Genomic DNA, 24,119 nt, shown 5'->3' with positions numbered 1-24,119 from the left:
TGGGCCGCAACAATTCCGGGCGGTAACGATGCAGGGAGGGGGTGATGCGCTCTGGATCAAACACAACGCCGGTTCGCTGACCATCAACGCGCCGCGCGAGTAAATCCCAAATGAGCTCAACCGACCAGATTATCTGGCGAAACCTGTCGATTGGTTCTCCTGATGCGGAGGCCGACAACCTTCTGTCGTCCTGCTTTATCGACAACGGTTGTTTGTCACTAGTAAGAAATGTTGACGATCACGCATCGATAGTTCTTGGCCGCACAGGTCAAGGGAAAAGCGCCGTGCTAATTCGGCTCCTAGACGTTGAACCGAACGCAATTGAGATCAAGCCTCTGGAGCTAGCATTTCGCTTTGTCGAGAACTCCACAGTAATTCGGTTCTTCGAGGATGCTGGAGTCAATCTAAATCTCTTCTATCGACTGCTATGGCGTCATGTTCTTGTCACTGAATTAATCAAGCGACGCTACAACCTCAATGACCAGAATGGATTGAGTCGATGGCTGGATTCCTTTCTTGGGAAACTGAAACCAGACTCGGCCAAGTCAAACGCGATATTGTATCTAAGAAGGTGGGGGGAGAACTTTTGGCAAGAAACGGAGACGCGCCTTACCGAGATCACGAAGAAGATTGAGTGCGAGTTGTCTTCGTCGCTCGAAGCGCCACTACTAGCAAAAATGAAACTTGGCAGCGCGGACAAGTTGTCCGATGCAGAGCGCCGGGAGGTCTTTAGCCGAGGTTCTGCTGTCGTCAATAGAATCCAGATTGCGGACCTCAATCGGGTAATGCAACTTCTATCCGAAGAGGCGTTCTACGATCGACAAAACAGGTACTACATCGCGATTGACTCCCTGGATGAGGACTGGGTTTCAACGTCGGCAAAATACCGGCTGATTCGCGCTCTAATTGAGGAGGTTAGGACATTCCGGAGCGAGCTTAAGCACGCCAAGATCATCGTTGCCCTCCGGTACGACCTCATTGAGAAGGTGTTTAACGAAACGCGAGACGGAGGATTTCAAGAAGAAAAATACGAGACCTACTACGCGCGCATTGAATGGACTAGACAGGATCTTCAGGAATTGCTGAGGCGTCGTGTAAACGAGGTTTTTCGGCGCAAGTACACAAGCGCTGAAATAAAACTTGAGGACATCTTTCCGAAGTCGAGGGGGGATGTAACGCCCTACGAATATATTATCGAGCGCACGATGTCTCGTCCTCGCGACGTGATTGCATATGCCAACGAATGTTTCCTTGTTGCCGCAAATAGGCCTCGGGTTTCGTGGCAGGCAATCACAGATGCTGAGTTGAACTACTCGCGCAAGCGAAAGAATGCCCTTGCTGATGAGTGGTTGAATACACTGCCATCCGTCAATGTGGTTATAGACATTCTCCGCGGCATGCCAGAAACATTTTCCCGCTCCACTCTCACAGAATCTGCGGTCGAATCCATCGTCACCCAATTGGCGACTTTTGAGCGAGAGGATGACCTGGTTCGAATGTGCAAGTCGGCATTGGAGCCCAGAAGCACAGTCACGAATGCTCAATTGCTGACTGCGATGATTCAGGTCCTCTATCACATTGGCGCGATCGGCGTGAAATTCTCGACGGATTCGCCCTTCATTTGGTCATTCCGCGATCAGCAAGCCTTGAGTTCGGGAGAGGGGAAGCGAGTTCAAAGCATCAAAGTCCACAAGATGCTCTGGCGTGCGCTGGAGATTCGAACCGGTAACATCTACGGGTCTGATCACAAAGCGAGCAGGTCTCCGCGGCGTTAGGGGGTGGACCTATCTGAATCGTTTGCGGGTTTCGAGAATGTAGATCGTTCCAACCGTCGCACGAAGGGGAGCCATCCAGGCATGGATCAGGAGAAGATCAACAGTTACGTCTCTGCGTACTACCAGACCAACCAATCGCACGTACTGTGGAGTTTTTGGGCGAGCATGGCGGCGCTAACAGTTGGTCTGGTTGTGCTGGTGGTCGGATTGGGCTTGGCCTTGGCGGGTTGGTCCGAGGCCCTAGCAATAACTCTCAGCGCTGCTGGCGTGCTTACGCAGTTTATCAGCGCAGGATTCTTCTTCCTGTACAACAAGAACCTAAAGCAATTGAATGTGTTTTACGGAAAGTTGATCGAGAATCAAGACATGTTTTTTGCACTGAGTCTCGTGGGTCATACGGCACCGGCCGAGCGACCTGGGCTGATTCTCGCGGTGATTGGAAAGATCTTGTCGCGCACCGGACCTCAAACGGATCTGACCCCGGATCTGATACGAGCATTGGCCGAGTCAAGACGGGCTCAAGAGGGCTCTTCCCCATAGAATCTGTGATCGAGCAGATGTGCTCGGCCAGTGATCGATTTCTGCATAGTCCCTGGAGTCGGCCGGTTAACGCTTACGTTTCTATAGAATGACTGACCCAGACAAGCCAACGAACAATTCGAAGCTGCTTGCGGACCTCGCCCACGCGATGAAATCCGCTCCTGCCTTCGATGAAGCTCTGCTTCAGCACAGTCGAGCTGCGAGTGCAGCCGTGACGGAAGCCGTCGCCACGATGCCGGATATCCGCGCAGCGCTGGAGCCAGCTTTCAGGGCGACGGAGGAAATGCAGCGTCGGCTCGCAGAAGACGTCGCGAGCCCCATTGCCGAAGCTGCGGCAGCAGTCCGCGCGGCTGTGGATGGGATCCCTAGCGTCGCCAGCCATCTGCGAAGCCACATGGAGCCGATTTATCGCTCCATCCAAAGCGTCTTAGATGATCTTCCCGCCGAAATTCGCGAGGGCCTACGTCTATTGGCGGAGGCTGGCTGGTACTTCGATGCCGAAATGCCGGCTCGCGCTCTGATGCACTTGAGCAGGCGCGCCGATGACTCAGTAGGCGTATATATGGCCAGTTACTTTCGGGAGGCAGCTCCCAGGATTCGAGGCGAGCTTCTGGAGCGACACCGAGCCAGGGTTAGCGCCTTAAAGGCTGCGTTTGATGCTCACTTCCGAGGGGAGTACTTCCTATCAATTCCCGTGTTTCTTGCCCAGGCTGATGGCATCAGCTTTGACGCGACCGGTCGAAACGTCTTTCGAAGCGGTGTCGGACCGCAAGTAGCATCGGCAAAATTGAGCGCAATCGAGGCAGCCTACTGGACTCCGTTGACGCTGCAAAAAATTCCGCTCACGGAAGCCAAGGCTTGGCGGCGTCTGAATCCAGCGGAACTGAATCGCCATGCCGTGATGCACGGAGAATCGCTCGCATACGGAACTGAGGAGAACAGTCTCAAGGCGATTTCGTGGCTCAACTACGTGTCTTACATGCTTAAGGCGGACACCTAACTCCAGCCACGATGCGATCCGGCTGGCTAGGTGCAGCTAGGCCGCGATTGGGGCGTTTCGAAGTGTGGGAACTAGCTGCCGCATCGGAGCTTGCTAGGCGCGATCCTGGTGGGTTCCGCTAGTCGGCTTATTAGGGACTTACGGATCTGAGGCAAGGGGAGCCCGTCGCCGGTAGTCCTTGATCCGCAAGGGGTTCCAGGCCAGCCCGGACGGCAAATCGGCGCATTGCTGATGCCACGCGCCCCGGACGCCCCGCTTGCTCGTAGTCGAGGGCCATCCTCATCCTCCCAGCCCGGTGAGACGCGATTGATGCAAGATTGGCTTATCAGGTGCTTATTCAGCGCTGCCGCCTGCGTGAACTGGGGGCCGGTGGCGTCCGCGAACTGGACGGAAAACCCGAGGACATGGTCTTCGCGCTGCCCAAGGAGTTGCGCCTGACGCTCGTGGACCAATAAAATGCCCGACTTCGCCGGAATAGCTCAGTCGGTAGAGCGGCGCATTCGTAATGCGTAGGTCGTAGGTTCGATTCCTATTTCCGGCACCAAAAACAAAGAGCCCCGCGCAAGCGGGGCTTTTTGTTTCTGGATGACTGCGGACCCGCCGGGTCCGCCATTCCGGCCCCCGTAGATTTACTGGGCCGCGCCCTCGGGATTTACGGTCGTGCCGCGCTTGGGGCCTCGCCGAGAATTTGTCGCTCCCTCGACCGAAGGAAACGGCCATGGCGAGCAAGTTCAACGGCACGATTGCCCTCGACATCCGCGATTCGAAGGCCGATTGGCCCGCGTTCCTCGACAGGCAGGCGCCTGCGGGCGCGCCGAACGTCCTCGTCATCCTCTACGACGACACCGGCCAGGCAGCGTGGTCGCCGTACGGCGGTCGCATCGAGATGCCCACGCTCGATCGTCTCGCGAAGAACGGGCTGACCTACACGCAATGGCACACGACCTCGGTCTGCTCGCCGACGCGTTCGTGTTTCCTCACCGGGCGGAACCACCACCAGAATGGCTTCGGCACCATCGCCGAATCGGCGGCCGGCTATCCCGGATACTCCGGCCACATCCCGACGTCGATCGCGACCATGGCCACCGTGTTGCGCGACGCGGGGTGGAGCACGTTCTGGGTCGGCAAGAACCACAACGTGCCGGTCGACGCCTTCGACATCGGCGCCAATCGCAAGAGCTGGCCGCTCGGTCTCGGTTACGACCGCTTCTACGGGTTCATCGGCGGCGAAACCAACCAGTGGTTCCCCGAGCTGATCGAAGACAACCACTTCGTGCAGCAACCGAAGCTGCCCGAGGACGGCTACCACTTCTCCAGCGACATCGCCGACAAAGCGATCTCCTTCATCCGCGACACCAAGCAATCGCGCGCCGACAAGCCGTGGTACCTCTGGTACTGCCCCGGCGCGAACCACGCCCCGCATCACGCGCCGAAGGACTACATCGAGAAGTACAAGGGGAAGTTCGACGACGGTTACGAGGCGTACCGCGAGTGGGTGCTTGCGCGGATGATCGAACGCGGCATCCTTCCCGAGGGCACCGGACTCACGCCGATCAATCCGATGTCGCCGGAAACGTGCGTGGAAGCCGACACGATGCGGCCGTGGGACACGCTGTCCGCCGACGAGAAGCGCCTGTTCGCGCGCATGGCCGAGGTGTACGCCGCGTTCTCCGAATACACCGACGTGCAGGTCGGGCGCGTCATCGATTACCTCGAAGAGTCAGGCCAGCTCGACAACACGCTGATCTTCTATTGCGCCGACAACGGTGCGTCGGGCGAAGGCAGCCCGAACGGTTCGGTCAACGAGAACCGCTTCTTCAACGGATATCCCGACGACATCGCCTCCAACCTGGCGATGATCGACAAGCTCGGTTCGCCCGACACCTACAACCATTACCCCACCGGCTGGGCCGTGGCCTTCAGCACGCCGTACCGCATGTTCAAGCGCTATGCGAACTACGCCGGCGGCACCTGCGATCCGATGGTCATCCATTGGCCGAAGGGCATCCAGGCGAAGGGCGAACTGCGCCACCAGTACCATCACTGCACGGACATCGTGCCCACGATCCTCGAATGCTGCGGCGTTGCGTTCCCCGATGTCGTCGACGGCATGCGGCAGACGCCGCTGGCCGGCGTGTCGATGCGTTACAGCTTCGACGACGCGAACGCGCCGACGCGCAAGGAAACGCAGTACTACGAGATGCTCAGCACGCGCGGGCTGTGGCACAAGGGCTGGAAGGTATCGTCGGAACACGGGCCGATGATCAACGTCGGCAAGTTCGACCAGGATCGCTGGCAGCTGTTCAACGTCGACGAGGATCGTGCGGAGGCGCACGACCTTGCAGCGCAGCACCCGGAGAAGGTCGAGGCGCTCGTCGCGTTGTGGATGGACGAGGCGAAGAAGAACGACGTGTTGCCGCTCGACGATTACGGTGTCGTCGGCATCCACGAGATCGAATACAAGGTCGCGCCGCCTTCGAACGGGCGCTACGTGTACTACCCCGATACGACCGAAGTGCCCGAGGCTTCCGCGGCGCGCACGCTAGGTGCGTCGTTCAAGATCATCGCCGAAGTCGACTTCGAAAAGGATGCGCAGGGCGTGATCGCTTCGCAGGGCTCGCGCTTCGGCGGGTACTCCTTGTTCGCGAAAGGCGGCGAGCTGCACTTCGTCTACAACTTCCTCGGCATTCCGCCGGAACAGAAGCTCGTCGGCCCGTTGCCGACGACAGGCAAGCATCTCGTAGGCGTCGGCTTCGAGAAACGCGGGATGGGCAAGGACAACGAAACGCTCGGCAAGATGACGCTGTACGTGGACGACAAGCCTGTCTCCGACGCCGACTTCCGCACGCAGTCCGGCCATTACGCGCTGGCGGGCGAGGGGTTGGCGATCGGTTACGACGCAGGCGACCCGGTGACGACGGCATACGACTCCGGCTTCGGCTTCCGCAACGGGAAGATCCACAAGGTGATCTACGACGTGGCGGACGACGCGTACGTCGACCTGGAGCGCAAGTTCGCGGCGAGGTTGGCCAGGGACTGACGGGCGGCCGTGAGCCGTTCCTGCGGCCGCTTCCATGCGGCATAGTGCGGGCACCCAACCAGCAAGGAGCAAGTCGCCCGTGATCAGGCCCAGTCTCCCGCTCGTCGCTTTGCTCGCAGTCGCCACCGTTTCGGCCGGCGAGTTGCACGGGATCCAACCCGGCGACATCAACCGCAACGCCGATGCCTGCACTGACTTCTTCGATTACGCCAACGGCGCATGGCGGCAGCAGAACCCGATTCCCGACTACATGGACCGCTGGAGCCGCCGCTGGGAGTCGGGCGAGGTCAACAAGGAACACGTCCGCGACATCCTGACCGAGTTGTCGGCGAAGACCGACTGGCCGCAGGGGAGCGCGGGGCAGCTCGCCGGCGACTTCTATGCCGCGTGCATGGACGAGTCGCGCGTCGATGCGCTCGGCAGCAAGCCGGTCCAGCCGTGGCTCGCCGACGTCGATGCGATCCAGGACACGGCCGGCCTGCAGCGCGAAATCGGCAAGCTGCACGCCGTGGGCGTGACGGTGCCGTTCGGCGTCTACGCCAGCGAAGACCTGCACGAACCGTCGAAGACCATCGCGCACGTCTACGCCAGCGGCCTGGGCATGCCCGACCGCGATTACTACCTCAAGACCGAACCGCGTTTCGTCGAAGCGCGCGCGAAGTACCTCGTGCATGTCGCGAAGATGTTCGAACTCGCGGGCCTCGCGCCGGAACAGGCGAAGCAGGACGCCGACACCGTGTTCGCGTTCGAGAAGCGCCTGGCCGAAGCCTCGTTCGACAACGTGCAGTTGCGGGATCCGCAGTTGCAGGATCACCCGACCGCGTTCGCCGACCTTGCGAAGCTCGCGCCCGCGTTCGACTGGGCGGCGTACTTCGACGCAGCGAACATGCCGCACGACGCGGTCAACGTGATGCAGCCGAAGTTCGTGCAGCAGGTCGACAAGGAACTGGCGACGACACCGTTGGCGCAATGGAAGCCCTACCTGCGCTGGCAGATCCTCCACGCCGCGGCGGACTCGCTGTCCAGGCCGTTCGTCGAGGAGAACTTCGCCTTCAACGGCAAGTTCCTCGCGGGCACCACGCAGATCAAGCCGCGCTGGAAGCGCTGCGCCGAGGCCACCGACAACCAGCTCGGCGAAGCGCTCGGGCAGAAGTACGTCGAGAAGTATTTCCCGCCGGAAGCGAAGTCGCGCATGCAGGAGATGGTGAAGAACATCCTGCTGGCGATGGACGACACGATCCGCGAGCTCGACTGGATGGACGAAGCGACGAAGAAGAAGGCGTTGGAGAAGCGCGCCACGTTCTTCCCCAAGCTCGGTTATCCGGACAAGTTCAAGGACTACAAGGGCGTGGTCGTTTCGCGCGACTCCGCGTGGGACAACGTCGTCGCCGCATCGCGCTGGAACGTCGCGGACAACCGCAGCCAGGTCGGCAAGCCGACCGACCGCAGCCGCTGGGGCATGACGCCGCCGACTTCGAACGCCTACTACAACCCGCTGCAGAACGAGATCGTGTTCCCCGCGGGCATCCTGCAGCCGCCCGCGTTCGACGTGACCGCCACCGACGCGGTCAACTACGGCGCGATCGGCGTGGTGATCGGCCACGAAATCAGCCACGGCTTCGACGACCAGGGCGCGCAGTTCGACGCGCAGGGACGCCTCGCCAACTGGTGGACGCCCGAGGACAACAAGCAGTTCCAGGCGAAGGGCCAGTGCGTGGTCGACCAGTTCGAGGGCTACGAGATCGAACCGGGCGTGCACCACAACGGCAAGCTGGTGCTCGGCGAATCCATCGGCGATCTCGCCGGCGCGAAGATCGCGTACCGCGCATACCTGAAGTCACGCGAGGGCAAGGGGCCGGAGCCGACGCTCGACGGCTTCACGCCCGAACAGCAGTTCTTCATCGCGTGGGGGCAATTCCGCGGCGACGAGACGCGCATGGAAACGCAGCGCACGATGATCCAGGGCGATCCGCATCCGGTCGCGAAGTACCGCGTGAACGGGCCGGTGTCGAACCTGCCCGCGTTCCGCGAAGCGTTCCAGTGCAAGGCCGATGCGCCGATGGTGCGGGCGGAGAAGGATCGCTGCGAAGTGTGGTGATGCGGGATCCTCGCCTGCGCGGCCAGTAATTTTACGTAGGCGAGATACGGCAAATTTCGGACGCGGCGAACCTCGCCGCGTCCGAACATTTCGACCTCGTCCGCAAAGAGGTCAGTCACATGGCCGCCAAAGCCGCCGCGCAAAAGCCCAACGTCCTGTTCATCATGGCCGACGACATCGGCTGGTTCAACGCGAGCTGCTACCACGGCGGGGTGATGGGTTACGAAACGCCCAACATCGATCGCATCGCGCGCGAAGGCGCGAAGTTCACCGACTTCTACGGCCAGCAGAGTTGCACCGCGGGCCGCGCGGCGTTCATCACCGGCCAATCGCCGATTCGCACCGGCCTGACGAAGGTCGGCATGCCGGGCGCGACGTTGGGCCTGAGTTTCGAAGATCCGAGCGTCGGCAACTTCATGAAGTACTTCGGTTACGCGACCGGGCAATTCGGCAAGAACCACCTCGGCGATCGCAACGAGCACCTGCCCACCGTGCATGGCTTCGACGAGTTCTTCGGCAACCTCTATCACCTCAATGCCGAAGAGGAGCCTTATTACGACAACTGGCCGAAGGATCCGAAATTCACCAAGCGCTTCGGCCCGCGCGGCGTCCTGCGCTGCAAGGCGACGGACAAGGACGATGCGACCGTCGACGAACACTTCGGCAAGGTCGGCAAGCAGACGATCGAAAACACCGGGCCGCTGCCGAAGGAGCGCATGGAAACCGTCGACGAGGAATTCCTCGCCGCGGCGCTGGACTTCATCGATCGCAAGCATGCGGCGGGAGAGCCCTGGTTCTGCTACTTCAACCCGACGCGCATGCACGTGTTCACGCATCTCAAGCCGTCGTCGAAAGGAAAGACGGGCCTCGGGCTGTATCCCGACGGCATGGTCGAACTGGATGGCTATGTCGGACAGCTGCTGAAGAAGCTCGACGACCTCGGCGTCGTCGACAACACCATCGTCGTGTTCACCACCGACAACGGCGCCGAAGTGTGCACGTGGCCCGATGGCGGCACGACACCGTTCCGCGGCGAGAAGGACACCAACTGGGAAGGCGGCTGGCGCGTGCCGTGCGTGATGCGCTGGCCCGGCGTGATCGAACCCGGGCGCGTGATCAACGAGATCGCGTCGCTGCAGGACTTCATTCCGACATTCGCCGCCGCCAATGGCGAGACCGAACTGGTCGAGAAGGTGAAGAAGGGATTCGAGATGGGGGGCAAGACCTACAAGGTCCACCTCGACGGCGAGAACCTGTTGCCGTTCCTGTCCGGCAGACAGGACAAGTCGCCGCGCGAAGCCTTCATCTACTGGAGCGACGACGGCGATTGCCTGGCGATGCGCGTCGGAAGGTTCAAGATCGTGTTCACGGAGCAGCGCACGCAAGGGCTCGAAGCCTGGCGCGAGCCGTTCTCGCAGATGCGCATCCCGCGGTTCTTCGACCTGCGCGCGGATCCCTTCGAGCGCGGCACCGAAAGCTTCCTGTACGACTCGTGGTTCATGCAGCAGAACTACCTGATGTACGGCGCGCCGCCGTTGCTCATGAAGTGGCTGGAAAGCTTCAAGGAGTTCCCGCCACGCGCGCGTTCGGCGAGTTTCAGCATCGACAACGTCATCGAAGCGATGATGCCGAAGAGTTGAGCGCGACCTGCAGCGAGCGCCCCGCGCGGGCGGGGCGCTTGTCGTTACTGCGCCGCCGGCACGTTGATCGAGTAGGCGAGCGTGGTGATCTTCCAGCCGTCCTCCGTGCGCACGAGCAGCCAGCTTTCCTGGCCCCGGTTCGTCTCCTTGCCGTCGGAGAGGAACGCATAGTCGAAGCTCACGGCGGCGACGTCCGCGTCGGCGTCGATGCGGATGTTGTCGAACGTCTCTTCGCTGCGCTTCTCGCTCTTCACGATCGAATCGATGAAGGCGGTCGGATTGTTGTCGGGCTTGTAGCGGGCCTTGACGGCTTCCGGGCGCCTGGCCTTGAGTTGCGCGAGGCTCGAATCGCCGAGCACCGATTGCCACGGCAGGTCGGGCTGCACGAACAAGGCGAGGAAGCGCGGCTTGTCGCGTTCGATGATCGACGTGCGGAACGACTCGATCACCGCGCGGATCTCGGGGTGGTCAAGCTGCGCGGCGGCGGTGGGTTCCGCGGCGAAAGCGGGCAGGGCGGTGGCGGCAAGCATCAACGGCAGGAAACAACGCGCGATCGCTTTCATTGGCATCCGTGTCCATGGGGCGGCGCGCAATGATCACATGTTCCCCGGCCGCGTGGCGTCCGCGAGCAATCGCGCGAACTCTTCGTCGGTGGTGCCGTGCGGCGCGTAGGTCGCGATCTGCACCGACGCATCGTCGCGACGAACGTGCTCGACCCTCCGGCGCGAATACACGATCGCCTGCCCGGAGAATTCGAGCGGCATGTCGGGCTCGGGGTCGGCCATGACCACCCGGCGCCGGTGCAAGGGACCGCCGACGAAATGGACTTCCGTGAGCCCGGGTCGCGCTTCTTCCGATTGGTGGTCGTTCGGCATCCGTGCGTTTTCCCATGCGCCGGGCAAACCGAGCATTAATGATTCGCGGCGAGCGTTCAGGTTCGAAAACCCCGGCGGCGAAGTGAACCGCGCGGCCGGCACGCCGCATCCACCGGATGCACATCTACGCATGACCGGAGGTGCGCCATGCGTTTCCATCGTCCCGTTTTCACGCTGTTGTTCGGCATGGCGCTCGCCGCCGGGCTGCATGCACAGGCGGCGCCGCAGATCGTGTGGTCGATCCCCGGCGTCCATCTTCCCAACTATCCGTATCCGATCCGCGGTGTCGCCTGGTCGCCGGGCACGGGCGCGCGCGTCGCGTTCGGTTCGGCGGATCGCTGGATCCGCGTGCGCGTGGCGTCCAGTGGCGCGCTCGCGTGGGAGCTCAAACAACAACCCGACCGCATCGGCGGCATCGAACACCTCGTGTATTCGATCGATGGCACGCAACTGGCGACGTACAACGCGAACCGCCCGCTCGCGTATCGCGTGCATCGCGCCTCCGATGGCGTGTTCCTCGGGTCGCTCGTCGTGACCATTGCGCCAAGCGAAATCGTGCGCTTCGCGCCGGACGCACAATTGACCGCGAGCACGGGCGACACTGGCTTCTCGCGCTGGCGCCTGTCCGACTTCTCCGTCGTGCGCGTCATCGGCACCGGCTACGACAAGATCACCACGAACTGGGTGTTCTCGCCCGACGGCACGCTGCAGGCGTCCGCCTCGCAGGGGACGATCACGCTCCAGCGACGCAGCGACGGCACTGTGCTGCGCCTGCTCACCGGGGGAAGGACGCACGGCGTGTCGCCGATGGCGTTCTCGCCCGACAACACGCGCCTGGCCGCGTGGTCGAACTGGCCGAACGAAACGACGCTGTTCCGCGTGTCCGACGGTGCGGTGGTGCGGCGCTTCCCGAACGCCGATCGCTTCGAGACGGTCGTCGGCGTGCGCTTCTCGCCGGGCGGGACGCGCCTGGTCACGAGCGGCGACCAGACCTTCCCCGCGCCCGACGGCAGCACCGCGCATCGCGGCCTGATCCGCTTCTGGCGCGTGTCCGACGGCGCGTTGCGGCATGTGTTCGGTGCGGGCACGGGCACGCGCGTGACGTCACCCGTCGCGTGGTCGCCGGGGTTCACGCGCTTCGCCTACGGCACGCAGGAGGCGAACGCGGTCGTCGCGGTGGTGCCTTCGCCCTGAAGTCGCGAGTCGGCGAAGGCGACACAGGGTCACGGTTACACTCGACCCATGATCCATCGCATCCTGATCGTCTGCGTCGGCAACATCTGCCGATCGCCCATGGCCGAAGTCGTGTTGCGCCACCACCTCGGGGGCGAAGACAGCGACGTCGTCGTCGAGTCGGCGGGCCTGGCCGCGCTCGTCGGCAACCCGATCGATCCGCTCGCCGAGATGGTGCTGGCGTCGCACGGGCACACCGGCAAGGACCATGTCGCCCGGCAAGTGACCGAGGCGATGATCTCGAAAGCCGACCTCGTGCTGGCGATGCAACGCCGTCATCTCGGTGCGATCCACGCGATCGCGCCACAGGCGCGCGGCAAGTCGTACCTCGTCGGCAAGTGGGAAGGCGACAGCGAGATCCCCGATCCCTACGGCAAGACGCGCCCCGTGTTCGAGGACGCCTTCGGCCAGCTCGACCGCATGCTGCATGCGTGGCGCATGCATCTCTAGCATCCGCAACCTGACCTAAACGCACGCCGGCAACGCGACCGGCCATGCGGATGAACGTTACTGAACAGATGCATGATCGGCAGCATCCAGCGCTGGTTTAACGCTTTTTCTTCATCTTCCCATCAACCGCGCATCCCTAGCCTTTCCTGAACCTGTTGCGCCGCACCAGTGCGTTTACTGGAGGGCGCGCGCAACGGGCAGGGGGCGGTGCATGCAAGCGCGCCCTTCGATCCCGGTCATCGAGAGGCGCACATGGAAGAAGCAAAACTGGTGGCCGCGAGCGCGATCGCATTGGCCGTCACCTTGTTCTCGATCTTTTCGCTGCGCCCGGTCGCGCGGCGACTGGGCCTGGTCGACAAGCCGGGCGGGCGCAAGGCGCATAAGGGTCGCGTTCCCCTCATCGGCGGGCTGTGCTTCTTCCTCGGCACGGTCGCGGGCCTGACCTACCTGGGGTATGTCGACGCGTTCGTCGCGAGCCTGCTCGTGCCGTGCGCGCTGATCGTCATGACCGGCGCGGTCGACGACCTCAACAACATGAGCGTGCGTTCGCGCCTCATCATCCAGGCATGCACCGCGTGGCTGGTGATCGGCGCGACCGGCATCTATCTCGACAGCGCCGGGCACCTGCTCGGCGAGGGCATCGACCTGCAGCTCGGACTGCTCGGCATCCCGATCACGATCGTCGCGGTCATCGGCCTGGTCAACGCGTTCAACATGATGGACGGCATCGACGGCCTCGCCGCGGGCATGGCGATGGTCAGCATCGGCACGATCCTGCTGTTCGCCGGCGGAAGCTGGCCGGCGCTCGGCGTGGTGCTGCTGTTGCAGGTGCTGTTCGCCTCGCTCGTGCCATACCTCGCGGTCAATCTCGGCTGGCCCGACGGCCGCAAGATCTTCATGGGCGATGCGGGCAGCACGCTCATCGGCTTCCTGATGGCGTGGAGCCTGATCTATCTGAGCCATGGCAAGGTCGGCGTGCTCGCGCCGGTCGACACGCTGTGGTGCATCGCCATTCCGGTGATGGACACCGTCGGCGTCATGCATCGCCGCATGCGCCTGGGCCGTTCGCCGTTCGAGCCCGATCGCCAGCATCTGCATCATCTGTTGTGCGACGCCGGTTTCTCGTCGCGCGCCACGCTCGGCATCATCGTGCTCGCCGGCCTGCTGCTCGGCGGTCTCGGCTACGCGCTGCGCAACCTGCCGGAAGTGGCGAGCCTGGGTGCGTTCGCGTTCGTGTTCGCGCTGTACCTCGCACGTTTGCCGCAGGCGATCGAAGCGATGGGCCGCGCGTTCGCGAAGCCGCAGGTCGCGATCGTCGAACATGTGCCGGCGCCCGCGGTGTACGCGTCGACGCCCGCGATGGTCGAGGCCACGCCGTCGCAGCCCGGCCTGATGAAGGCGTTGTGCGTGCTGAGCGCGTCGAGCGACGCCGCGCAGATCGCACCGATCGCCGAACAGATGGCGCGCGACGGACGCTTCGACGCCCGCGTGGTGATCGCAGCGACCGACGACACGCAATCGGAAGGCGTGCTCGGCCTGTTCGATCTCGCGCCCGACGTGCGCGTGACGCTGGCCTCCGCCGACGACGATGCGCAGGTCACGTCCGCCGCGCTCGGCACGCTCGATCGCCTGCTCAGCGAATTCCGCCCCGACGTCGTGGTCGTGCCGGCCGGCGCGCCGACGAGCGTGGCGACCACGCTGGCCGCGACCTACCAGCACATCCCGGTGGCGTGCGTCGAAGCGGCGGGCGCCCCGGGCGGCCGCGATGTCCTCGATGCGTCGCGCAAGGTGATGGGTTCGCTGGCCGCGATGCACTTCACCGCGACCGAGTCGGTCGGCCGCTCGCTCGTCGCCGACGGCGTGCCGTCCGACCGCGTGGTCGTGACCGGAGATCCGGCGGCACGCACCTTGCATACCGCGGTCGACCGGCTGCACGAAGACGAGCAGTTGCAGCGCGAACTCACGCAGCGCTTCGGCTTCCTCCGCGAAAACGCGCCGCTCCTCCTGGTGCTGGGGCGCGAAAAGATGGGCGAGCGCCTGGAGCCGCTCGCCCGGGCGCTGCGGCGGATCGCGCTGCGCCGGCCGGACTACGACATCGTTTGCCTGCTGCCACCCTCGCGCAACATGGATGGAATCGACGGGATGCTCGGCGCATTCGCGAATATCCATCTGGTTGCGCCGGGGGATTACACCGCGTTCGCGTACCTGGCCGATGCCGCCTACCTGACGCTTGCCGTCGCCGGCGAATGCGCCGCCGAGGCAGCGCCGCTGGGCAAGCCGGTGCTGCTGCTGAACGGGGCGGGCGAGCCGGGGCTGAACGCGAGCCCCCTCACAAGCGAGATGCCGAACATCCGCCGTATCGATGTTCACGAGCAAACGATCTCCGATGTCGTACTGAATCTGATGTCCGACCGTCGTGCGTGGGAAATGCTGCGCAACGATGAGCGGCCGCGCGTGGATGCGTGCGAGCGGATCGTGGAAGCGCTGGCCGCGATGCGGCCGAGCCCGGCCACGGTCGTGCCGCTGGTGCCGGCAGCGGGGCTGCCGCGCTTCGAACGCGTGCGCGGAGTGTCCTGAAGGCCCAGGGGACGGCTGGGGCCAGGGAAGCAGGGCGCGGCGCACGGCGTGCGTCGCGTGCGACTGCACGACACCGCGACACGACGACGACATACCTATTTTTCTTTGAAAGCGAGACGACATGGCGACTTACCTTTCGACCCGCACCACGCCGCCGCCGCACATCGCGCCCAGTTCGGTGCGCGATGAAGAGATCGATCTGCGCACGCTGTTCACCACGGTCGGCGACCACAAGAAGCTGATCGCGTTCGGCACGTTGATGTTCCTGCTGGCGAGCCTGCTGTACGTCGTGCTCGCCACGCCGATGTACGAATCGACCGCCACCGTGCAGGTGGAACGCCGCACGCCGACGTTCCCGGGCCTGTCGGCGAACTCCGCCGCGCAGACCGCGTCGGCCGAATCGCCGGCGGCCACCGAGATCCAGCTGCTCACCTCGCGCAGCGTGCTGAGCGAAGCGCTCGACAACCTCGACCTCGACGTGCAGGTCAAGCCCGCGCGCTTCCCGGTGTTCGGCAACTACATCGCGCGCAACCATCCGGCCGATTCCGGCGAAGTCGCCGAGCCGTGGTTCGGCCTGAATCGTTACGGCTGGGGCGGCGACCGCGTCGACATCGCGCGCCTGGACGTGCCGGAACACCTGATCGACCAACCGCTGCGCCTGGTGGCCGGCGATGCGAACAGCTACACGCTGTACGGTCCCGACGGCGACGCGCTGATCAGCGGCGTCGTGGGTCAACCGGCGCAGAGCGGCGGCGTGCATATGCTGGTGCGTTCGATGGCGGCCAACCCGGGCATGCGCTTCGATGTCACCCGCCTCAATACGCTCGCGATCCTCGGCCAGCTGCGCCGCGACATCAGCGCGTCCGAACAGGGCCGCGATTCGGGCGTCATCGCGCTGAGCTACCAGAACGAAGACCCGATCCTCGCGCGCCAGGTGCTCGAGCAGATCAGCCGCGCGTACGTGCACCAGAACGTGGCGCGGAACTCGGCCGAAGCGGCCAAGCGCCTGCAGTTCGTGAAGCGCCAGTTGCCGAACGTGCGCAAGGAACTGGACAAGGCGCAAGCCGCGTTGACCGACTACCAGACGAAGACGCAGACGCTCGACGTCACCGTGCAGAACCAATCGCTGCTCAACCAGACGGTGTCGATCGATTCGGCGATCAGCCAGCTGCGCATCCAGCAGGCCGACCTCGCCAGCCGCTTCACGCCGAACCATCCGACGTACAAGGCGCTGCTCGCGCAGATCGGCCAGTTCGAGGCGCAGAAGGCGGGCCTGCGCGGCCAGATCGCGGAGCTGCCGGAAACGCAGCAGAACCTGTTCCGCCTGACGCGCGACGTCGAAGTCACCAACCAGACCTACGCCAGCCTGCTCGACCAGGCGCAGCAGCTCGACATCGCGCGCGCCAGCGCGATCGGCAACGCGCGCGTGATCGATCCGGCCGCGGTCGACTACGAACGCCCGGCGTGGCCGAAGCCGCTGCCGGTGCTCGCCGGCGGCACGCTGGTCGGCGCGCTGGTGATGTTCGGCTTCGTGCTGACGCGGCAGATGATGCGTCGCGGCGTCGAAGATCCGGCCGACATCGAACTGCTCGGCCTGCCGGTGTACGCGTCGATCCCGTACAGCGAGCGCGGCCGCGAACTCACCGTCAATCCGCAGCGCTTCGCCAACGGCAACCAGCGCCTGCTCGCGCTCAACGCACCGACCGACCTTGCGATGGAAGCGCTGCGCAGCCTGCGCACGAGCCTGCACTTCGCGCGCTTCAAGACCAAGAACAACCTGCTGATGATCTCCGCGCCGAGCCCCGGCGTCGGCAAGACCTTCGTCTGCGCCAACCTGGCGGTGACGATGGCGCAGGCGGGCCAGCGCGTGTTGCTGATCGACGCCGACATGCGTCGCGGCACGCTGCACCACGCGGTGGGCGTGCGTTCGGAAGGCGGCCTGTCGGAATTGATCACCGGCCAGATCCCGCTGGAAGAAGCGATCCGCCGCGTGGCGGGCACCGACAACCTGTCGTTCATTTCGCGCGGCGAGATCCCGCCGAACCCGTCGGAGCTGCTGATGAATCCGGCGTTCAACGAACTGCTCGAACAGTGCGGCCCGCGCTACGACATCGTGATCATCGATACGCCGCCGGTGCTGGCGGTGACCGACGCCGCGGTGATCGGCCACCAGGTCGGCACCTGCCTGATGGTGGTGCGCTTCGGCCTGAACCAGCAGCGCGAGATCGCGCTCGCCAAGCAGCGCCTGGAACAGAACGGCGTGGAAGTGAAGGGCGCGATCTTCAACGGCGTGCAGAAGCGCAGCGGCGGCCACTACGCCTACACCTATTACGAGTACCTGCCGAGCCAGCAGACCGGCACCCACAAGGCTTATCGCTGACCATGAACGTTTCGCTGCTGGCTCCGCATGCCGTCCCGTCGCCCGCGCCGCCGACCAGGCCCGCGCGCACGCAGATCATGATGTCGCCGTACTACGGCCGGCCCGATTTCGCCGGGCTGTCCGTCGAGGGCGATGCCGCGCGGAAGATCGACCTGGTGTCGGTCGCCGACGTGCTGCGCAATGCTTTCGTGTATCCGCCGCACTCGATCTTCGAGGACGTGAAGCTTGTGACCTTCGGCTTCTGTCCGTCGCAGGACATGTATGCGAACCCGGAGTTCCACTTCAAGTTCCGCGATTCGGGCAAGCGCGGCGACACCGATCCCGCGCACCCGGACCATGACACCGACTGGGTCGGCACGTACCACCGCCTGTTGTGCGAAGCGGTCACGACCTCGACCTGCGAAGTGCGGCAGCCGTGGATGTTGCAGAGCGGCGGCAAGGATTCGACGACGCTCGCCATCGCGGTCGCCGACGCGCGGCCCGACACGATCTGCCTGACATACCTCGGCGGTCGCGAAGAGGACGAAGTGGATTCGGCGCGTTTCGTCGCGAGCACGCTGGGCCTGCGGCACGAATCGCTGGTGTGCGATCCGGGCCGCGCCTACGACCGTTACCTCGCGGTCGCCGACCGCATGCCGCTGCTCACCGCGGACTTCGCGTTGTTGTCGTACGTGGACCTCGCGACCGAGATCGGCGCGCGCGCCGGCGACGGCGTGCTCGACGGGCTCGGGGCCGACAGCTACTTCGGCATGCCGGTGTCGCGCCAGCAGCGCATCCTCAAGTGGCTCTCGCGCTCGGTGCGCCTGCCGCCGGGCGTGTCGACGCTGCCGTTGCTCGATCGCAGCTTCACCGCGTCGTTCCTGCTCGGCACGCTGCAGATGAACACCATCGAGCGCGTGTTCCCCGGCTCGCGCTTCACCGATGCGGAAGTCGACGAAATGTTCGGCAAGCCCGTGTCGGATCGCTCGCGCTCGCGCCTGCAACCGTTCCTGTCGGAGATCGCGTCGGCGACGAGCGAGGACGAATGGCGCGACATGTCGGCGTCGATCGCCGGTTCCGCGGGCGCATTCGCGAAGGGGCTGTACACCTGCGCGGCGCTCGGGCTCAACGCGGTGTACCCGTTCACCGACGTGCGCTTCCGCGAGTGGGTGTATCGCGAAGTGCCGCCGCACATGATGATCGACCCGGTCACGCACGCGAACAAGATCCTCGTGCGCGACCACATCGCCACGCGCTTCCCCGACTTGCCGTACGTCAAGACGAAGGGCAGCTTCCGGTTCGACGTGCGCGGCCTTGCGAAGACCCGCTACGACACCGTGCGCGATTTCGCGGTGCAGGCGCGCGACGTGCTGCCGGGCGCGGTGACGTGGCTCGATCGCAACCGCAAGAGCCTGGACAACAAGTACCACGCCTCGAAGTTCTACCTGCTCGCAGTGGTGCTGCCATGGATCCAGTTGCACCGCACCCGCGGGGCCTGATGTCGCTGTCGCGGCGCGCGCTGCTCGCGCGGGCCGCGGGGGCGTTGTCGTTCCTCGCGCTCGCGCCCGCCGCATTCGCGAAGACGAAGAGCGGGCCCACCGTCGACGTGCGCCGCTTCGGCGCGCGCGGCGACGGCACCGGCGACGATACGCGCGCCTTCCAGGCCGCGATCGATTCGCTGCGCGGTGGTGGCGTCGTGCGCGTGCCGGCCGGCGTCTATCGCATCGACACGCTGCGCAGCGTGCGCCTGCGCAACGGCGTGCATCTGCAGATGGCGAAGGACGCGGAGTTGCATGCGATCCCCAACGCGGCGCCGCGTTCGTACGTGCTGCTCGTGCAGGCCGTGCATGACGTGCAGATCAGCGGCGGGCGCATCGTCGGCGATCGCGATCGCCACCTCGGCACCGAAGGCGAGTGGGGCCACGGCATCGCGATCTACGACGGCGTGCGCGTGGTCGTGCGCGACATCCACATCTCGCGCTGCTGGGGCGATGGCATTTCGATCGGCGGCAAGCGCCGCGGAAAGAACGACCCGCGACCGAGCATGGACGTGGAGATCGCCAACGTGAAAAGCATCGGCAATCGCCGCCAGGGATTGTCGGTCGGCCGTTCGCGCCGCGTGTGGGTGCACGACTGCGAATTCGCGGGCACCGGCGGCACGCCGCCGATGGCGGGCATCGACGTCGAACCCGACAAGGGCGATCCGGCGAAGGACGTGCGCATCGAACGTTGCCATTGCCACGGCAACCGCGGCCCGGGCATCCAGGTGTGGCTGGACACGCACGACGTGGCGATCCGCGACTGCACGATCGAGCGCAACCGCAATCCCGGCATCCTCGCGGTCGGCGCGAACGGGCTGGCCATCGAAGGCAACCGCATCCGCGACAACGCGAAGGTCGGCATCCTGCTGCGCAAGCAGTCGCGCGGTGTGCGCATTGCGAACAACACCTTCGAAGGCAACGCGCCGGGCCGGCGCCGCAGGCCCGAAGGCATCGACGACCCGCGCTGGGCGCACCACCTGGAAGTCGCGGCCGACGCGTATCGCCCGCAGATCGGGCCGGGCAATCGCCTGCAATGATGCGGTCGGCCGTGATGGCCACGCGCCCTGCTTAGCCGATCACGTTTCGCATCCCGGGATTACGGGAAAAAGACACCAACGGCGGTGCACGCATGCGACCCGCCGCGGGGAGGAAGCGCTGGGGGGCGCTTCCTCCCCTTTTTTTGCCTGTCGCACCCGTCCTTCACGTTCCTGCCGATAAGGTCCGCGCACTTTCACGGTCGCAAGGACGGCATGGAACCGACGCAGGCAGGCGCGACAGGCATGGTGGACGAACCGTCGCGCATCGCGCAGTGGCTCATTCCGGGCTGGAAGCGCGCACTCAAGACCATCTCGATGCTGGGCGCGGCCACCGCGCTCGGAGCCTTGTTCGTGTTCCTCACCCAGACGCTGCTCGCGCGCGAGCTGGGTCCGCAGGACTACGGCCTGTTCGCCTCGTCGCTGGCGACGGTCACGATGATCGCGCCGCTCGCGGGCTTCGGCCTCAACCAGTTCCGCCTGCGCGTGTACGGCGTGGAAGGGTGGGGCGCGCGTCGATGGATCGCGCCGTCGCTGCGCTTCGTAGCGTTCACCACGCTGATCGCGTTGTCGATCGTCGTCGGCTGGGCGTTGCTGATCGCGCCGGATGCCGACACGCGCTTCGACCTGCTGGTGATGACGCCGATCGTGCTGCACCTGCTCGCGATCGAACTGCTCACCAACAAGTACCGGCTCGAGGATCGCTTCGCGGCGATGGCGACGTGGCAGCTCGCGTTGCCGTTCATGCGCATGCTGGTGGCGATCTCGCTGCTGCTCGTGCCGCAACTGACGGGGCGTTTCGTCGCGGCGAGTTACGCGGCGATTTCGATCGCGATGATCCTGTGGTCGACGCGGCCGCTGCTGCAGTTCATGCGCAACCAGATCGACCTCAAGGGGCACGGTCCCGCACCCGAAACGTATGCCGACGTCGCAACGCCCGGCGTGCGCGAGTTGTGGTCGATGGCGTGGCCCTATGGCGTGGTCGCAGTGCTGTATCCGATCTTCTTCCAGGTCAGCACGGTGTTGCTGAAATACCTGGGGAGCAACGCGCAGGCCGGCCAGTGGGCGATCGCGCTCGCGGTGATGATGGCGATCTACCTGGTTCCGGCGACGATCTACCACAAGTTCCTGTTCGCCAAGCTGCATTACTGGGCCGCGCAGAACCCGCCGAAGTTCTGGCTCGTCTACAAGCGCAGCAACGTCGCGCTGTTCGCGCTCGGCGTGCTGATCGGTGCGGCGATGGTGGTGGTGGTGCCGTACGTCGTGCCCGTGCTGTTCGGCGAGGCGTACGCGCGCGTCATCGACATCCTGATGGTGCTGGCGCTGTGCCCGCCGATCCGGTTCCTGTCGACTTCGATGGGCGCGGCCCTGCTGACCGACGACCACATGCGTTACCGGGTTTGGGCGATGGTGTGGGCGACGGTCGTGGCGATTTTGCTGAACGCCGCCTTGATCCCGAAGTTCGGCGAAATGGGCGCCGCCTGGGGCACCGTGGTGGCCGAACTGGTCCTGTTGGCGGGCACCTGGTGGGGCGTGCGCCACTTCAAGCGCGCCAAGGGCATGGCCCCGTGACCTCCCGCTCACGGCCAGATCGTTATCAGAACGTCATGACCGACGTTCCCTACGCCGATCTCGCGGAAGAGCATCGCACCCCTCCGGCACGCAATGTGCTGGGGAAGGCGAGCGTGTACGCGATCTTCGTGTGCTGGACGCTGTTCGCGGTCTACGTCTACAGCCGATACAGCCAGCTCGGCGATGCGCGCGCCTACATGACCGGCGGCTACGACGACGAGTCGCAGGCGCGCACGTACCTGGTCACGCAGCTGGCGACGATGATCATCGGCCTGGTGAAGGTCGACGTGCTCGCGCACCTGGCCTTCTCGCTGTTCGCGGCGAGCGGCGTGGCGTATCTCGTCGGGCAGGCGCGCCTGCACGGTCCGTATCGCTGGCCGCTGCTCGCCATCCTGCTGATCCCGAGCTTCGGCGTGTGGGCCTCGGTGGTCGGTCGCGAATCGCTGTACATCGGCTTCCTCGGGTTCTTCATGGGCGCGATGGTCGGGTACTACCGCGCGCGCGGCATCCACCGATGGTGGCTCGCGGTGTTGTGCGTGGCGGGCATGGTGTTCATCCGCGCGCCGTTCGGCGGCGCGATGGCGTTGTTCTTCGTCATGGCGTGGATGCTGATGCGCGGGCCGCGCGTCGGCCTGAGCCTCGGCGTGCAGATGATGTTGCTGCTGCTGATGGGCGCGATCGTCGCCATCATCGCGTGGCCGCAGGTCGACGACTACATCGCCAACGAAGCGTTGCCGAAGGCGCGCAGCTACTTCACGGTCGGATCGGCGACGACGCGCATGTGGGTCAACATCGACACCACGCAGGGCCTGCTGACGAGCCTGTGGTGGACGCTGCCGCTCTCGCTGGTCGGGCCGACGCCGGGCGAAGTGTTCGCGCGGCCGGTGATGTTCCCCTTCATGGTGTCGGGCCTGGTCGTGTTCTTCCTGCTGCTCTACGCGATCCAGACGGCGTTCCGCGCGCCGTCGGGTACCGCGCGCAAGGTGCTGGTGCTCGCGTGGTTGCCGGCGATGCTGGTCACGCTGGTCGCCTACGTGCCGTTCGGTGTCTACAACCCGGGCTCGGGCATTCGTTACGCATCGTGTTTCCTGTTGTTCCTTGTCTTCCCGTGGATGCTGCGTTCGGCGATCGCGTCGATGGCGGAGTCGGAGGCGCCCGCGCGCCGCTACCTGCCGTACCTGCACCACCATCGCCTGGCGGAGTCCACCCGATGAAGTTCGTTTTCTACGCAAATACGGATTGGTACCTCTACAACTTCCGGCTTTCGACCGCGCGACAGTTGCTCGCCGAAGGCCACGATGTCGTCATGCTCTCGCCCCCCGGCGAATACGGCGCGCGTTTCGCCGAACACGGGATGCGCTGGGTGCAGTTGCCGATGGATCGCGCGAGCCTCAACCCGTTGCGCGAAATGCAGACGATCCGCGCGCTGACCCGCGTGCTGCGCGACGAACGCCCGGACCTGCTGCACAACTTCACCGTGAAGTGCGCGATCTACGGCGCGCTCGCCGCGCGCGCCGCGCGCGTGCCCGCGGTCGTCAACGCGGTCGCGGGGATGGGCTACGTGTTCGCGAGCGACGCGATGCTCGCGCGCACGCTGCGGCCGATGGTGAAGCTGCTGATGCGCGGCACGCTCGGCCACAAGGATTCGCGCCTGATCCTGCAGAACCCCGACGACGCCGATGCGTTCGTGCGCGCGCGGCTCGTGCCGCAGCAGCACATCCGCGTGATCCGCAGCTCGGGCGTGAACCTCGAACGCTTCGTTCCCGTCGAGCCCGTCGCCGAACCGCGCCCGCTGCGCGTGCTGCTCGCCGCGCGCCTGCTGTGGGAAAAGGGCATCGGCGAATACATCGAAGCCGCGCGTTTGCTGCGCGCGCAGGGACGCAACATCGAGTTCCTGCTCGCCGGTTCGCCGGATCCGGGCAACCCGCGCTCGGCGAGCCGCGAACAGGCGCAGGCGTGGGTCGCCGAAGGCCTCGTCGACTGGCGCGGCCACGTCGACGACATGCCGTCGCTGATGCGTTCGGTCGATGTCATCGCGTTGCCGAGCTATTACCGGGAAGGCGTGCCGAAGAGCCTGATCGAAGCTGCCGCGTGCGGGCTGGCGATCGTCACCACCAACCTGCCGGGTTGTCGCGAAGTGGTCAGCGACGACGGTGTCGACGGCCTGCACGTCGAGCCGCGTTGCGCGCGTTCGCTCGCCGAATGCATCGCGAAACTCGACGACGACCGCGAACTGGTGCGTCGCCTCGGCGACTGCGCGCGGCGCAAGGCGATGGAACACTTCGACGAGCAGATGGTCATTCGTCGCACGATCGAGGTGTACGACGAACTGTTGCCGCGTCGCAAGGCGGCGGCGCGCGCGCACGCCAGGGCCGCCTGACGCAT

The 24,119-nt window shown here is 64.8% G+C and carries 17 protein-coding genes, 1 tRNA gene and 1 pseudogene; 17 read left to right on the top strand and 2 right to left on the bottom strand.

Annotation, left to right across the window (positions count from 1 at the left end; all coding sequences use genetic code 11):
* The first annotated feature begins 110 nt into the window (after nucleotides 1-110).
* The 8 genes and pseudogenes from LK996_RS11050 to LK996_RS11015 all read left to right on the top strand — a co-directional run bounded on the left by LK996_RS11050 (nucleotide 111) and on the right by LK996_RS11015 (nucleotide 10,093).
* Nucleotides 111-1,775, top strand: coding sequence for a P-loop ATPase, Sll1717 family (locus LK996_RS11050; RefSeq protein ID WP_230527241.1), 1,665 nt, complete (start codon nucleotides 111-113; stop codon nucleotides 1,773-1,775).
* A gap of 81 nt (nucleotides 1,776-1,856) precedes the next feature.
* Nucleotides 1,857-2,315, top strand: coding sequence for a TRADD-N-associated membrane domain-containing protein (locus LK996_RS11045; RefSeq protein WP_230527239.1), 459 nt, complete (start codon nucleotides 1,857-1,859; stop codon nucleotides 2,313-2,315).
* A gap of 88 nt (nucleotides 2,316-2,403) precedes the next feature.
* A complete protein-coding gene (locus LK996_RS11040) occupies nucleotides 2,404-3,315 on the top strand; it encodes a hypothetical protein (RefSeq protein ID WP_230527237.1) in 912 nt (303 codons plus the stop codon).
* 320 nt (nucleotides 3,316-3,635) lie between these two features.
* Nucleotides 3,636-3,770: pseudogene (gene ispH, locus LK996_RS11035) on the top strand (4-hydroxy-3-methylbut-2-enyl diphosphate reductase); the annotation flags it as partial.
* A 13-nt stretch (nucleotides 3,771-3,783) separates the two neighbouring features.
* Nucleotides 3,784-3,859: transfer RNA gene (locus LK996_RS11030), tRNA-Thr, on the top strand.
* Nucleotides 3,860-4,033: 174 nt separating this feature from the next.
* Nucleotides 4,034-6,355, top strand: a complete 2,322-nt coding sequence (locus LK996_RS11025) for an arylsulfatase (protein WP_230527235.1) — start codon at nucleotides 4,034-4,036, stop codon at nucleotides 6,353-6,355.
* A 79-nt stretch (nucleotides 6,356-6,434) separates the two neighbouring features.
* Nucleotides 6,435-8,453: a M13 family metallopeptidase gene (locus tag LK996_RS11020; RefSeq protein ID WP_230527233.1), complete on the top strand. Its 2,019-nt coding sequence runs from the start codon at nucleotides 6,435-6,437 to the stop codon at nucleotides 8,451-8,453.
* Nucleotides 8,454-8,572: 119 nt separating this feature from the next.
* Nucleotides 8,573-10,093 (top strand): arylsulfatase, encoded by a 1,521-nt coding sequence (locus LK996_RS11015; RefSeq protein WP_230527231.1) that lies wholly within the window; start codon nucleotides 8,573-8,575, stop codon nucleotides 10,091-10,093.
* Nucleotides 10,094-10,137: 44 nt separating this feature from the next.
* On the opposite strand, the gene LK996_RS11010 is transcribed toward LK996_RS11015, so the two are convergent.
* Entirely contained in the window at nucleotides 10,138-10,656 is a 519-nt protein-coding gene (locus tag LK996_RS11010) for a Cif family virulence factor (protein WP_230527229.1), read from the bottom strand.
* A 33-nt stretch (nucleotides 10,657-10,689) separates the two neighbouring features.
* The gene (locus tag LK996_RS11005; protein ID WP_230527228.1) at nucleotides 10,690-10,878 is read right to left on the bottom strand and encodes a hypothetical protein; all 189 of its coding nucleotides are present in this window, start codon (nucleotides 10,876-10,878) and stop codon (nucleotides 10,690-10,692) included.
* A 237-nt stretch (nucleotides 10,879-11,115) separates the two neighbouring features.
* On the opposite strand from LK996_RS11005, the gene LK996_RS11000 reads away from it, so the two are divergent.
* The 9 genes from LK996_RS11000 to LK996_RS10960 all read left to right on the top strand — a co-directional run bounded on the left by LK996_RS11000 (nucleotide 11,116) and on the right by LK996_RS10960 (nucleotide 24,114).
* Nucleotides 11,116-12,162 (top strand): WD40 repeat domain-containing protein, encoded by a 1,047-nt coding sequence (locus LK996_RS11000; protein ID WP_230527226.1) that lies wholly within the window; start codon nucleotides 11,116-11,118, stop codon nucleotides 12,160-12,162.
* Between the two features lie 48 nt (nucleotides 12,163-12,210).
* Complete coding sequence (locus LK996_RS10995) at nucleotides 12,211-12,651, top strand: low molecular weight protein-tyrosine-phosphatase (RefSeq protein WP_230527224.1); 441 nt, start codon at nucleotides 12,211-12,213, stop codon at nucleotides 12,649-12,651.
* 252 nt (nucleotides 12,652-12,903) lie between these two features.
* A complete protein-coding gene (locus tag LK996_RS10990; protein WP_230527223.1) occupies nucleotides 12,904-15,228 on the top strand; it encodes a UDP-N-acetylglucosamine 2-epimerase in 2,325 nt (774 codons plus the stop codon).
* 121 nt (nucleotides 15,229-15,349) lie between these two features.
* Entirely contained in the window at nucleotides 15,350-17,608 is a 2,259-nt protein-coding gene (locus LK996_RS10985; protein ID WP_230527221.1) for a polysaccharide biosynthesis tyrosine autokinase, read from the top strand.
* Between the two features lie 2 nt (nucleotides 17,609-17,610).
* On the top strand, nucleotides 17,611-19,086 hold the full coding sequence (locus LK996_RS10980; RefSeq protein ID WP_230527219.1) for an asparagine synthase-related protein: 1,476 nt from the start codon (nucleotides 17,611-17,613) through the stop codon (nucleotides 19,084-19,086).
* Nucleotides 19,053-20,165, top strand: a complete 1,113-nt coding sequence (locus LK996_RS10975) for a right-handed parallel beta-helix repeat-containing protein (RefSeq protein WP_230527217.1) — start codon at nucleotides 19,053-19,055, stop codon at nucleotides 20,163-20,165. The genes LK996_RS10980 and LK996_RS10975 overlap by 34 nt, the downstream gene beginning before the upstream one ends.
* A 243-nt stretch (nucleotides 20,166-20,408) precedes the next feature.
* On the top strand, nucleotides 20,409-21,734 hold the full coding sequence (locus LK996_RS10970) for a lipopolysaccharide biosynthesis protein (protein ID WP_230527216.1): 1,326 nt from the start codon (nucleotides 20,409-20,411) through the stop codon (nucleotides 21,732-21,734).
* A 35-nt stretch (nucleotides 21,735-21,769) separates the two neighbouring features.
* Nucleotides 21,770-22,948: a hypothetical protein gene (locus tag LK996_RS10965; protein ID WP_230527214.1), complete on the top strand. Its 1,179-nt coding sequence runs from the start codon at nucleotides 21,770-21,772 to the stop codon at nucleotides 22,946-22,948.
* Entirely contained in the window at nucleotides 22,945-24,114 is a 1,170-nt protein-coding gene (locus LK996_RS10960; RefSeq protein WP_230527213.1) for a glycosyltransferase family 4 protein, read from the top strand. The genes LK996_RS10965 and LK996_RS10960 overlap by 4 nt, the downstream gene beginning before the upstream one ends.
* The last annotated feature ends 5 nt before the right edge of the window (nucleotides 24,115-24,119 follow it).

Source organism: Noviluteimonas lactosilytica (assembly GCF_020866925.1).
Lineage (GTDB): Bacteria > Pseudomonadota > Gammaproteobacteria > Xanthomonadales > Xanthomonadaceae > Noviluteimonas > Noviluteimonas lactosilytica.
This window is presented reverse-complemented; position numbering and strand designations above follow the sequence as displayed.